The organism is Exiguobacterium artemiae (assembly GCF_033342815.1).
Taxonomy (GTDB): Bacteria; Bacillota; Bacilli; order Exiguobacteriales; family Exiguobacteriaceae; genus Exiguobacterium_A; species Exiguobacterium_A artemiae_A.
The window spans coordinates 40,874-53,444 of record NZ_JAWPEN010000016.1; the positions used below are offsets into that span (position 1 = coordinate 40,874).

12 protein-coding genes are annotated in these 12,571 nt (G+C 46.1%); 1 reads left to right on the top strand and 11 read right to left on the bottom strand.

From position 1 onward, the window contains the following. Window positions 1–5 precede the first annotated feature (5 nt). From R7V76_RS13550 to rpsU, 9 genes are all read right to left on the bottom strand, one after another. Window positions 6–323 carry a diacylglycerol kinase family protein gene (locus tag R7V76_RS13550; protein ID WP_440137049.1) on the bottom strand — a complete coding sequence of 106 codons (318 nt, stop codon included), beginning with the start codon at window positions 321–323 and terminating at the stop codon, window positions 6–8. A 29-nt stretch (window positions 324–352) separates the two neighbouring features. Further along, entirely contained in the window at window positions 353–829 is a 477-nt protein-coding gene (gene ybeY / locus R7V76_RS13555) for an rRNA maturation RNase YbeY (RefSeq protein WP_318093163.1), read from the bottom strand. Further along, entirely contained in the window at window positions 826–2,883 is a 2,058-nt protein-coding gene (locus tag R7V76_RS13560) for an HD family phosphohydrolase (protein ID WP_318093165.1), read from the bottom strand. Before R7V76_RS13560 ends, ybeY begins: the two co-directional genes overlap by 4 nt. Before the next feature lie 41 nt (window positions 2,884–2,924). Then, window positions 2,925–3,887: a PhoH family protein gene (locus R7V76_RS13565; RefSeq protein WP_131503954.1), complete on the bottom strand. Its 963-nt coding sequence runs from the start codon at window positions 3,885–3,887 to the stop codon at window positions 2,925–2,927. Window positions 3,888–4,111: 224 nt separating this feature from the next. Further along, window positions 4,112–4,579, bottom strand: coding sequence for a hypothetical protein (locus R7V76_RS13570; RefSeq protein WP_318093167.1), 468 nt, complete (start codon window positions 4,577–4,579; stop codon window positions 4,112–4,114). 13 nt (window positions 4,580–4,592) lie between these two features. Then, entirely contained in the window at window positions 4,593–5,576 is a 984-nt protein-coding gene (gene floA / locus R7V76_RS13575; protein ID WP_318093168.1) for a flotillin-like protein FloA, read from the bottom strand. Next, window positions 5,573–6,064: an NfeD family protein gene (locus tag R7V76_RS13580; protein ID WP_318093169.1), complete on the bottom strand. Its 492-nt coding sequence runs from the start codon at window positions 6,062–6,064 to the stop codon at window positions 5,573–5,575. Before R7V76_RS13580 ends, floA begins: the two co-directional genes overlap by 4 nt. Window positions 6,065–6,271: 207 nt before the next feature. Further along, window positions 6,272–6,718, bottom strand: a complete 447-nt coding sequence (locus R7V76_RS13585) for a GatB/YqeY domain-containing protein (protein ID WP_012369720.1) — start codon at window positions 6,716–6,718, stop codon at window positions 6,272–6,274. A gap of 21 nt (window positions 6,719–6,739) precedes the next feature. After that, window positions 6,740–6,913 (bottom strand): 30S ribosomal protein S21, encoded by a 174-nt coding sequence (gene rpsU, locus R7V76_RS13590; protein WP_012369719.1) that lies wholly within the window; start codon window positions 6,911–6,913, stop codon window positions 6,740–6,742. Window positions 6,914–7,224: 311 nt separating this feature from the next. On the opposite strand from rpsU, the gene R7V76_RS13595 reads away from it, so the two are divergent. Next, window positions 7,225–8,478, top strand: a complete 1,254-nt coding sequence (locus R7V76_RS13595) for a dicarboxylate/amino acid:cation symporter (protein WP_318093172.1) — start codon at window positions 7,225–7,227, stop codon at window positions 8,476–8,478. Between the two features lie 71 nt (window positions 8,479–8,549). On the opposite strand, the gene pulA is transcribed toward R7V76_RS13595, so the two are convergent. Beyond that, entirely contained in the window at window positions 8,550–11,462 is a 2,913-nt protein-coding gene (gene pulA / locus R7V76_RS13600) for a type I pullulanase (RefSeq protein WP_318093174.1), read from the bottom strand. Between the two features lie 178 nt (window positions 11,463–11,640). After that, complete coding sequence (locus R7V76_RS13605; RefSeq protein ID WP_318093175.1) at window positions 11,641–12,564, bottom strand: LCP family protein; 924 nt, start codon at window positions 12,562–12,564, stop codon at window positions 11,641–11,643. Between the last annotated feature and the right edge of the window lie 7 nt (window positions 12,565–12,571).

Below are 12,571 nucleotides of genomic sequence, written 5' to 3' on the forward strand. Positions count from 1 at the left end.
GATTCTTATTGTACCAAATATGGAACGAAGATGCATAGTGCAATCGCAACCGATGTAAGCGCCAACACAAGAACAGCTCCACTTGCGATATCCTTTGCCGCTTTTGCAAGGGGATGCCATTCTTCCGTAACGAGATCGACGGTCCGCTCAAAGGCGGTATTGAACATCTCCGCACTGAGAACGGCACCGATCGTTAAACATAAAATCGCCCGTTCCGTCCACGTAAGCGGTAAATATAGGGCAACCGCCAAGACGATCAGTCCAATCGTAAAATGGACTTTCATATGCCGTTCTTCCTTCATCGCTTGACGAATCCCATTCATCGCATGGGTGAAAGGTAACCACCACGTCTTCACAATTTTCCTCGGTACAGTTCAAAGTGATGCAGGATTTCCTCCTGACGCTTCGTCATGACCTCTTCATCTGCTTTTTCGATATGGTCGTACCCGAGGAGATGCAGGAAGCCATGAACAGCGAGGAACCCAAGTTCCCGTTCAAAATGATTCCCGTACTCCGAAGCCTGCTCGCGGCAGCGTTCCACGGAAATAATCAGATCACCGAGAATAACAGGCTCATCTTCAAGCAATTCAAAATCAATCTCGTCTTCTCCAAGTTCATCCATCGCAAACGAGATGACATCCGTCGCTTGATCTTTCCCGCGCCATTCCCGGTTGATTTGCTGAATCTCATCATTCGTCACGAACGTGACGGACAGTTCACTGTTTGCTTCAATCTTTTCTTCTGTTGCGGTATAAACCAAAATCGCTTCCACTAACTTTAGCTGCTCTTCCGTCAACAATGTACCTTCATCTGTCATGTAAATATTCATGTAAGTTCCTCTTTCTTTAATTCAGGATATTCAATCCGTTCATGGAATAACCCGGACAACGTATGGCAGGCACTTTCACCGACCCGGTAAATGTCACGTGTCGTCATTTCACAGTCCAAAAATTGATCGTCGAGCAGTTTTTCACGAATGATTTTTTTAACCAGCTCTTGAATTCCTGTTTCCGTCGGAGACTTCATGGACCGGACAGCCGCCTCGATGGAATCAACAATCATAATGACTGCGGCTTCGCGCGTTTGAGGTTTTGGACCCGAATACCGGAAATCTTCTTCATTGACTTCACCTTGTTCCGTTGCCTTCACATAAAAATAACGGAGTAATGATGTGCCGTGGTGTTCTCGACAAATATCGACGATGACACCCGGTAACTTTGCTTCTTCGAGCAAATCTACCCCGTCATCCGTATGGGCAAGAATCACTCGGGCAGATTCTTCCGGTGTCAGACGATCGTGCGGATTGAGTCCATGTTGGTTCTCAATGAAATAAAGTGGACGCCGTGTTTTTCCTAGATCATGATAGTACGCACCAACGCGAGCGAGCAACCCATCCGCACCGATGGCTTCACAAGCCGTCTCGGCGAGGTTCGCAACCATCATACTGTGGTGGTACGTTCCAGGCGCCTCGACCAATAGTTTTTTTAATAAGGGATGGGTCGGGTTTAACAATTCCAAAAGACGGGTCGGGGCTAAAATACCGAACGTCATCTCAAGAAACGGTAATAATCCAATCGCCAAAATGGCACTGAATATCCCGCTGGCAACGGCAAATCCCAGCAGAATCGATGTCTCTTTCACTTCCAGTTGTCCGCTGCGCATGAGTACAAAAGCGAGGAAAACAGCTACGTTTGCTAAAGCAATCGTCAAGCTGCTGACAAAAATCCGCCGGCGCGACAAGCTGGAGCGCAGGAAATAGGTGGCCACTAAACCGCCGACCAGTAAGTAAATCGCGATATTAAAGCTGAAATTCTGGTTCGTACTGTAGAAAAAAGTACCTGCTAGAGCCATGAACAAGGTACTTGATAAGGCAATTCGTTCATTCAATAAATTACGCAGAACTAATGCTGAAAATGCTGTCGGCGTCAGTAAATACAAGGCTGGGTTGATATCATCCGCCAAAAAAGCCATTCCATACGTCACGACAAGTTGTAAAATCACAACTAAGTACACCAAGCTGAACAATTTCACTTTCCCCATCTTTGCATAACGTAAGTTGGACCGACTAATGAATCCAAATAATAGCAAAGTCATCAACGCACTGACAATCAAGGTTCCAAATAAAGGCTTAAACGATTGCCGGTCGGAAATCAGACCGACCAGTTGCAGTTGACGGTACGCATCCTGGGAAACGACTTCTCCCCGTTTGACAATGACTTCCCCTTCAGAAATCAAAACCGGTTCCACCTTATCACTGGTTTGCTTACGCAACTGTTCTGTTTTCTCAGGATCATATACATAGTTCGTGACAATCAATTGATCAGTCAACGTTTTCCCGACAGCCTTCATCGAAAACGACAGGGCGGACCGCTCAATATCAAGCCGTGCATTCTCACGCGCTTCCGCCACTTCACCACCATCGGAAGAAATCCGTTGCCGCATCGCTTCTTCGATAGCTGTGATTACAACGTCACGTGTCGTTGTCCGCATCGCTGCAGACGATGTCGCAAGCAGACGTAACTCGTCATCCTGTAACAGGTCTGCCGCTTCCGTGCCACGCAGACGCTGTTTGATTCGACCGACGTCTTCTGCTTTTTTAATCCCTTTAAGGCTTGCAAACAGTTGCTCGACTTTATCGATTTGCTGTGCGGCATATTCCTGTTTAATCGTGTATTGGCTATCAATCGCAGCTATCGTATTTTCTTTTAATAACCGGGTAGCTTCCCGGTCTTCAATCGTCAATGGCGATCGAATGTCTTCTTCCGCAATCGAAAATGGGTCTGCTGACAAGGCTTCAGGCCGGACACTGACATACATCATCGTCGAAACGATGACGTAAAATGCCAGTGTCAGCAGACTGATCCACATACCTACTTTGCGCATCCGTTCGTCTCCTTTCCACTTCAAGACTCACCTGTTGCGCTTTAATCGAGTTCTTGACTGTACGCATCAATGATTTTCCGGACAAGTGGATGCCGGACGACATCTGCCGAACTAAAGTGCTCAAAATGAATACCGCGAACATTGCCAAGTAAATTCAACGCTTCTTGTAATCCGGATGCTTTCCCGCGCGGTAAATCAACTTGCGTTAAATCCCCTGTGACAATCATCTTCGAATGGAAACCAAGACGTGTCAAAAACATTTTCATTTGTTCTCTTGTCGTATTTTGCGCTTCATCCAAAATGACGAAAGCGTGCTCCAGTGTCCGTCCCCGCATATAGGCGAGTGGTGCAATCTCAATGACACCCCGTTCTAGCAAACGTGCTGTGTGTTCGACGCCGAGTACGTCATGTAACGCATCATAAAGCGGGCGTAAATAAGGATCAACTTTTTCTTTTAAATCCCCCGGTAAGAATCCGAGATTCTCTCCTGCTTCAACAGCAGGACGCGTTAACACGAGACGTTTGACATATCCTTCTTTTAAGGCTTTTGCTGCCATGACGACCGCCAGATACGTCTTCCCGGTTCCGGCCGGTCCAATCCCGAATGTTAAATCACATTTTTCGATTCCCCGGACGTAACGGGCTTGGCCGAGTGTTTTGGCCCGGAGTGGTTTCCCTTTGTGATTCGTGTGGATGACCGTATCGTATAGTTCGAGTAATTCATCGACCCGGTCTTGTCGTGCCAGTTGAATCGCACTTGTCGCATCACGTTCCGTCAAAACGGCTCCCCGGTCAACCAGTTGTTTTAAGACACCGACGACCTGTTTCGCTAACACGACAGACCGTTCTTCTTCCGCCTGTGCCAGTAATTCATCACCACGATGAGTAAGCTGGACTTCAAGCTCCGCTTCCATCGTTTTTAGTACGGCATCGTTCGGTCCTACGAATGCTTGAATCTGTTCTGAATTCGAAAATACGAATGGGATTCTTTCATTGAATATCACGTTATGATTGGCCTCCTAATGATGGATAACAGTACGTCATCTCTATAAATCTGTTCTAGTCCACTTTATCATTTAAGAAGATTAGATGGAAAGAAAAACCCATCCTCTATGCGTCGTTTCCTCATTTTAACTGTATTCGTCCGCAGGCGATTCTGAACACCTGCTTGACTTTGCTTTTTCCTCAAAAAAAATCGGCTCTCATTTACACGAGAACCGACCTTTTCTTAACGATGAGGAGACTTCGACGTACGTTTTGAAACCGGTGGACCGAGGACTTCACTCCAGATCATCGCTTGGCGAATCTCTTCTTGTGTCGTACGCATTCCTTTTTTCTGATTACGCCGCTTGCCAATTTCATCACTGGCAATGCTACCCGTAATTTTACCGATGTTTGACTTCGCTTGTTTTTGCGCTTTCACACGATCCCGTTCATCCAGACGCTGCTGCAACTCGGTCCGTTGGTGTTTGACCGGTTGTGTTTGTTTTTGTTGTTTCCGCTTGATTGCAGGAGGAAGATCACGTCCCTCCGGTAACTGGGTTTCAACTTGATCGACCATTTTTTTGACATAGTCGCCAAATTCCTTCGAGGGAACTCGTGTTGAAGAACTCGTTTTTTTCTGATCAGCTGCCTTGGATATGACAGAGATGACACCGAAGGCGATCATCAATCCGACCCAAATTAAACTTTCCATCTTAGATCACCCTTTATTGTGAGTCATTCGGCGAAGATTGACCACCAATCGCTTGACGCATTTTTGTATCAGCTGTCACATTCAAGTAGTTGGCATAATCCATCACACTGAAGTTGCCGTCACGTAATGCCTCGGCAATCGCAAGTGGAACTTCAGCTTCTGCCGCCACGACTTTCGCACGCATTTCTTCAACACGCGATTTCATCTCTTGTTCGCTTGCAATCGCCATCGCCCGACGTTCTTCCGCTTTCGCTTGAGCGATGTTTTTATCGGCTTCTGCCTGATCCGTTTGAAGAACAGCACCAATGTTTTTACCGATATCAATGTCAGCAATATCAATCGAGAGAATTTCGAATGCTGTTCCTGAATCGAGACCTTTTGCAAGGACAGTCCGGGAAATCATTTCCGGATTTTCAAGAACTTCTTTTTGATCTTGACATGAACCAATCGTCGAGATGACCCCTTCACCAACACGGGCGATGACGGTTTCTTCACCCGCACCACCGACGAGGCGGTCGATGTTGGCACGAACCGTAATTCGTGCTTTTGCTTTGACTTCAATCCCGTTCATTGCAACACCTGCAATGAATGGCGTTTCGATGACTTTCGGGTTAACAGACATCTGGACGGCTTCAAGCACGTTCCGACCGGCTAAATCAATCGCCGCTGCGCGTTCGAAGCTCAGTTCGATGTTTGCACGGTGCGCCGCAATCAAGGCGTTGACGACACGGTCGACATTACCACCGGCAAGAAAGTGACTTTCGAGTTGATTGGTATTGAGGTCGATACCCGCTTTAACTGCTTTAATCAACGGATTAACAATTTTTGACGGTGTAACGCGACGAAGCCGCATTCCGACCAATGTAAAGATGGAGACGCGGACTCCAGCTGCTAGTGAACTGATCCAGAGCGGGATCGGGACAAGTGTGAAGAAAATGGCGAGGAAAATAAGAATTCCTCCCGTTATGAGTAGCACGGTCAATAATTCGGGTGTCATGTGAGTGACTCCTCCTTCGTTTTTTGGACTCGGACAATGACTCGTCCGTGTGTGACGTCTTGCACGATCACTTGTTCACCGGAGTTGATAAAATTACCTTCCGTGACGGCATCGACGCGATTCCCATCAATTTCAATCGTTCCTGCCGGACGAAGCTGTGTTAAACTAATTCCGATTTTGCCACGCAGTTGTTCTTTATCTTGATGAGAAAGATATCCTTTTTCCGACGATGTGGAATCTGTCAAAATCAAACCTCTCCATAATAACGATTGATTTGATTTAATCCGACGATACGCCCAAAACCCGGCAGCAAGTGATAAAAAGACTGCCAAACCGACAGCTAGACCAACTTGGCCGACTGTCGCACCTGCCATGATCAAACTGGCAAGGACTGCGGCGATGCCAAGTACACCGAATATGCCGAATCCTGTTACGAATATCTCGACCAGCAACATGAGGACACCGATCATGAAGACCGCTAAAATCATCCCTAAGCTAAAAGACATTACTTCGTTCACCCCTTTTTCATCAGAATCAGACGACAACATGTTTCATCTTTCTGAACATGGCTCATTGTTACTATTATTATATACGCTTTCATCTTAGAAAAGGTTTCATAACTTTTACCAATTTTCGAATTTTTCCGATTTTATTGCACAAAAAAAGGCATCCCGGAGGACGCCTTTCAAAACGGGTTAATGCAGTTGTTGTTTAACAAGGCGATTAATTAAAGCACCGTCCGCTTTACCCTTAAGTTGCGGCATGACGACACCCATTACTTTCCCCATATCAGAAGGAGCTGAGGCACCCGTCTTCGCAATTGCTGCGTTGACGATTTCCTGAACTTCTTCTTCCGAAAGTTGTTTTGGCATATAAGCTTCGAGCACGATTATCTCTGCTTGAATCTTCTCGACGAGGTCGTGACGATCAGCGCGTTCGAATTCTCGGAGGGAGTCGTTGCGCTGTTTCATCTCACGTGAGAGTATAGTTAGCTCTTCCTCATCAGTTAATTCTTGCTTACCGAGTTTAATCGCTTCATTTTGCAGGGACGACTTCACCATCCGAATCGTCGTAAGACGATCTTTCTCACGCGAACGCATGGCTTCCTTCATATCCACTGTCAAACGCTCTTGAAGACTCATGAGGATACACCCTCTCTTACGTTAGAACTTCTTACGCTTACGCGCAGCCTCCGATTTAAGCTTACGTTTTACACTTGGCTTTTCGTAGTGTTTACGTTTACGAACTTCAGCAAGCGTACCATCTTTTGAAACACCACGTTTGAAGCGGCGAAGTGCATCTTCAAGTGATTCATTTTTACGTACACGAGTTTCCACTAGTTTTCCCTCCCTCCGATATTACCGACTAAAGGAAACGTGTCAGACACGTCATACAACATTATAGTAGGAATATACAAAATGGTCAATAGTTGTTTGACCGCTTTTGAAGTCTTCCCGAGATGTTCCTTTTTGTTCTTTTCTATCGTCCCATATCGACCCGTTATTTACAACAGATTCATGGTTTTTCGCTAAAAAAAATCGAAATAATTTGTAAGCGTTTTCTTAAAATTTTTAAAATGTTTTGTCAAAATGGTGAATGATGTGTCAAAATAGACACAGTTATCTGAAAAAGGAGTTGTTCTCATTTTATGAAAGAAGCCAAACGAATTATTTGGGGATTGATCCTCGGGGTTGTCCTCGGAATCATTCTCGCAACATTACCGGATAAGTCGATTTATGAAGGATTAAATAAGTATGCTCTTCAACCGATCGGGACCATCTTCTTGAACTTAATCAAGATGCTTGTTGTACCAATCGTATTCTTCTCGATTTCCCTCGGTGTCATGGGACTCGGAAATCCAAAAGAACTGGGTCGTGTCGGCGGAAAAGCCATCGGCTATTTCATGACGACGACAGCGGTCGCTATCGTCATCGCACTTGGTTTGTCCTTACTGATCAAACCGGGTACGTTCGGGAACTTTGCGACAGACAACTTGAAGTATGATCAAGGAAACTTACCGGACACAAGTTTAATCAATACGATCGTCGGGATGTTCCCGACGAATCCGATTGCTTCGATGGCAGAAGGCAATATGCTGCAACTGATTGTCTTCAGTGTCTTCATCGGTTTCGGTATTACGTTCCTCGGCAGCAAAGCATCGACGTTACGTTCGTTCATCGAACAAGGAAATGATTTGATGACGTATTTGATCGGGCTAGTCATGAAAATGGCCCCGCTCGGTGCATTTGCATTGATTGCTTCCGCCGTCGGTGCACAAGGATTTGATTCACTTAAAGCCATGTTCTTCTACATGATGGTCGTTGTCTTATCGCTGGTTGTCCATTCTTTATTGACGTATGGATCAACCGTCTCACTGCTCGGAAAAATGAATCCATTTTTCTTCTTCAAAAAGTTTGCACCGGTCATGCTGTTTGCCTTCTCGACTTCGTCGTCGAACGCGACGTTACCGGTCGCGATGCAAACAGCGCAGCGTGAACTGAAAGTACCGCGTTCCGTATCAAGTTTTGTTCAACCGCTCGGTGCGACGATCAACATGGATGGAACAGCGATCATGCAAGGGGTTGCGACTGTCTTTATCGCTCAAGTCTATGCGGTTGATTTATCCCCTGCGCAACTGGCGACGGTCGTCCTGACTGCCGTTCTCGCGTCTGTCGGAACAGCCGGCGTACCGGGCGTCGGTCTCGTCATGTTGACGATGGTTCTTCAGTCGGTCAACCTGCCTGTCGAAGGGATTGCCTTAATCATTGGCGTCGACCGTCTGCTTGATATGATGCGGACAGCGGTCAATATCACGGGTGATGCGGCCTGTGCCGTCATCGTTGCGAAATCAGAAGAAGGTAACCTAAAAGAAGAAGAGGAAGAGGACGAGCGTTACGCTTAACTTTTCCTTGATTTTAAAAAAACGTGCCGCCTTTGTGAGTCATTCACAGAGGCGGCACGTTTTTAGGTTAGTTATTTTTTTAATACGTACGAGCTGAGCGGATCGACTGTAACACTGCCCGACACTTTTTTCAGTGTTTTTGTTCCGGCGGTTTTACCGTCGACAATTACGTTCCATGTTCCTTTTGGTAATGTCATCTTGACAGCTTGACGTTTCGCATTGTGAACGACGTAAAGATCCGTTTTTTGCTGAGGCGCATCATCTGAAAGTTGATAAGCCACGACTTGCTCCGGTACATCTTTAAACGTCAGGTAACGTCGGATATCTTTGGCTGTTCCTAAATGAAGAACAGGGTTTGCTTTACGGACTTGAATCAGTCCTTTCATATAATCGACGTCGGCTTGACGGTCCATTTTACGTTTCCAGTCGAGCTGGTTAACAGAATCTGGTGACTTGTACGAGTTGTGGTCGCCACCTTTTGTCCGCATGAAATCTTGACCGGCATGGATAAATGTTGTTCCTTGTGACGTCAGCAGGATGCTTGATGCTAAGCGGTGCATCTTAGTTTTCGTCGCATCCGTATCATTCGGATTCGTTAAGTTCAACTTGTCCCACAATGTGTGGTTATCGTGAGCTTCGACGTACGTGATGGCTTGATTCGGCTCTGCTGCGAATCCGGTGATGTCTTTATTGTACGTAATCTCACCGACGATTCCGCGTTTAATTCGTGTTTCAAGACCTGTTTTACCATTGACGAAACCGGCATCCGCGTCTTCGAAGACACTGCCTTTCAGCGCATCACGCAAGTTATCGTTAAAGTGGGCGATACCCGGCATTTGTTTGGCATTCGTTTGGTTGGCTTTGTCTGCTTCCGGAAGCGGTGTTCCGAGGCTCCAGCCTTCCCCGAAGACGAGAATCGATGGATCGATTTTAGCTGTCGTCTTTTTGACGGCATTCATCGTCTTGACATCATGAATCCCCATCAAGTCAAAGCGGAAGCCGTCCCAACGGTATTCTTTTGCCCAGTAATCAACCGAATCGACGATCAGTTTATGCATCATTTTCCGTTCGGAAGCGGTATCGTTTCCGACACCTGTTCCGTTGGCGAGATCGCCGCCTTCAGTGTAGCGGTAGTAGTAACCCGGTACGATTTTATCGAGATTTGATGCTTTGGCATCAAACATATGATTATAGACCACATCCATGACAGCACGGAGTCCGTTGTCGTGTAATCCTTGAATCATTTGTTTCATTTCTTTAATCCGGACCTTTGGATCGTACGGATTCGTTGAATAAGAGCCTTCCGGTGCATTGTAGTTTTTCGGATCATATCCCCAGTTGTATGTTTTTAACGGATTTGTCTCGTCGACAGAAGCCGTATTGAAATCATAGACTGGAATGAACTGGACATGTGTGATGCCGAGCTCTTTCAAATGATCGAGTCCTGTTTTCGTCTTTGTTTTTTTACCGTCTTTCATCAGACGTGTTCCCGGCTCGACGACACCAAGATACTTGCCTTTTTGTTTGATACCTGAATCATACGTGTCTCCTGTGACGTCAAACATCGACAGATCACGGACATGTGTTTCGTAAATGATGGCGTCTGTCGCTTGTTTCAGCGGCATTTTTGCTTTTGTCCAGCGTTTCGGGTTCGTCTCTCTTAAATCGACGACGACGCCTTGATCTCCGTTAACCGCCACAGCTGTCGCATACGGATCGACGGCCCGTGTCGTTTCTTTGGCGTGCTTGACTTCGTAGGTGTAGCCTGTTCCGTCGAGGTCGCCTTTGATTGTGACGCTGAAGACACCGCGGTCACCACGAACCATCTTCACTTCACGAACGATATCCTTGGTTGTCGCTGCTTGTTTTTTTGGCAGTTTATACAGTTCCAGTTCGACGGCCTGCGCAGTCGGTGCCCAGACGCGGAACGTCGTTTTTCCTTTTTGATACGTTGTGCCGAGTTTACCGTCATACGCATATTTTTTGTCAAAAGCTTCAGACCGCAAGACGTTTCCTGCTTCTAAAATCCCTTCCCCAAACACCGGGTGTGAGACCGTAATGACATCTGCTAAATCAATATCCGTTGTGACAGTTACTTTTAACGTCTTCGCATCCACTTGTGTAACAAGCGGATTGACGAGTCCCTTGAATGTCAGGGTTTTTAAATCTTCTGTCGTGATCGGCGAGTTCGTTTTCAACGTCATCGTCTTAAAATCATCTGCTAAGAAACTTGTAAACTTTGGTGTCCGATCGATATCCGGTTGGCTGTAATAAACGGTTTGGTCGCCTTCAATCAACCAGATATCCTTTGCTCCTGCATAATAGAAACGGTCGGCCCCATCTTTTTCAGACCATCCTTCAATGTGAGGAATGATTCCGACAAGACGTTCCTTCGTCGCATTCGTCAACGTGACGTTGGCAACAGCGCCAAACTCATCTTGTGCGTCAAATTCAAACCGTTTTCCATCCTGAGCGTTTGGCCATGCCCACACCCCGTATTTCTCGTAGTCATTATCATACCGGTAATAATGAATATTCGTGTTGACGGACTCGACGTCACTGCCCCCCGTCGGATTAACAGGTGAAACGTCTTTGCTGCCTGATTCAATCCAGACTTCCGCCACACCGTCTTTTATAATGTCTTTTGTGATGAAGCGGTCGTTTTCTGAACCCGCATCTTTGTTCCAGGAATCATCGCGGACGATAAAACCGATTTTTTCCGGCTGATCCACCGGAAATTCGTAAGCGGCAATTTTCCCGTATGCATCTTGTCCGTTAAAGGCATGTGCTTTATTCGGGAAGTAATCAGGTCCATTTGCCCATAACCAGAGATTCCAATCTTTCGGTGCTGTTTTATCTTCTTTGTAATGAATGATGACGAGTGTCGATTTTCCTTTTTCCAGTGCCAAACCGTTTACTGGAAACAAACTAAACATCAGTGCAAACGTTAGCACAACTGCACAGACTGATTTCAATCGATTCATACCGTATCCTCCTTGGATTTATGTAATCGTTTTCATTTCCATTCTCCATTCGTTCGACTTATCTGTCAAAGCTTATTTTAGTTCACTAAAGAAAATAAGACTTTTGGACCAACAAGCGAATCGAAAAAAGACTGTGTAAAAGAGCTTCCCTTTTACACAGTCCTTGCTAACGATTTAATTAACTTTTCGTCAGTTTATCAATTGCCTGTTTGGCTTCTTTCATCGATTGATCCGAGGCAAAAAAGTACCAGACGCCGTCACTCGCGATATATCCTTCCCCATCCAATTTTAATGGTTTCAGACGTTCAAATCCGGTTTGATTTTCTTGTGCCAGTTGAGCTGCTTCTGAAAACGTAACATTTGTACTGAAGTTGTTTTTCAGGACCCGACTGATTTCCTCCAAGTTCGTCAAAATATCAGGACCGGCTAGTTTCATACCGACTGCTTCCAAGACCTGTCGCTGACGAATTTGTCGTCCCATATCACCGAGCGGGTCTTGTTTTCGCATCCGGGCATATCCGCTTGCTTCGAGTCCAGTCAGTTTGATTTTCCCTTTCGCGTAGTCTTTTTGCAGGCGGCGGTCATTCCAACTGAACGCAGATGGATTATCAACCGTCACGCCACCGACCGCGTCAACGAGTTCAATCAATCCATCCATATTGATTTTGGCGTAGTAGGGGACTTTGGTCTCAAACGTCTGCTCGACCGTCTCAATCGTCTCTTCCACCCCACCGTAAGCATACGTATGATTGATTTTTGTCTTTTTGCCATCTGGTAGCGTGACTTGCATATCACGCGGAATCGAAAGAGAGGTCGCTTGTTTCGTTTTCGGATTAAACGACAACAACATGATCGCATCGGCTCGCCCCGGATCATTTTTTCGTTCATCAACTCCGATCAATAAGACATTGACCGGTTGCATCACCTCAAGCGGGAGCTTTTTCGCTCCTTTTAATGGTGTGATGAATGAATCTGCTGTTTGCTGGAACTTTAAGAATGCAAATCCGGTTGTGGCACTGACGGTTAAGACAAACAACAACAAGACAGCACTGGCAATCCACCAACCGATACGCGGTTGTTTTTTCCGTAGACGTGATCTCATGCGGCAC

Excerpts from the sequence above, each read along its gene's own strand:
- R7V76_RS13580 (WP_318093169.1), bottom strand. The coding sequence starts at position 6,064 with ATGATTTTAGCGGTCTTCATGATCGGTGTCCTCATGTTGCTGGTCGAG.
- pulA (WP_318093174.1), bottom strand. The coding sequence starts at position 11,462 with ATGAATCGATTGAAATCAGTCTGTGCAGTTGTGCTAACGTTTGCACTG.
- R7V76_RS13595 (WP_318093172.1), top strand. The coding sequence starts at position 7,225 with ATGAAAGAAGCCAAACGAATTATTTGGGGATTGATCCTCGGGGTTGTC.
- R7V76_RS13570 (WP_318093167.1), bottom strand. The coding sequence starts at position 4,579 with ATGGAAAGTTTAATTTGGGTCGGATTGATGATCGCCTTCGGTGTCATC.
- R7V76_RS13605 (WP_318093175.1), bottom strand. The coding sequence starts at position 12,564 with ATGAGATCACGTCTACGGAAAAAACAACCGCGTATCGGTTGGTGGATT.
- ybeY (WP_318093163.1), bottom strand. The coding sequence starts at position 829 with ATGAATATTTACATGACAGATGAAGGTACATTGTTGACGGAAGAGCAG.
- R7V76_RS13550 (WP_440137049.1), bottom strand. The coding sequence starts at position 323 with ATGAATGGGATTCGTCAAGCGATGAAGGAAGAACGGCATATGAAAGTC.
- floA (WP_318093168.1), bottom strand. The coding sequence starts at position 5,576 with ATGACACCCGAATTATTGACCGTGCTACTCATAACGGGAGGAATTCTT.
- R7V76_RS13560 (WP_318093165.1), bottom strand. The coding sequence starts at position 2,883 with ATGCGCAAAGTAGGTATGTGGATCAGTCTGCTGACACTGGCATTTTAC.
- R7V76_RS13585 (WP_012369720.1), bottom strand. The coding sequence starts at position 6,718 with ATGAGTCTTCAAGAGCGTTTGACAGTGGATATGAAGGAAGCCATGCGT.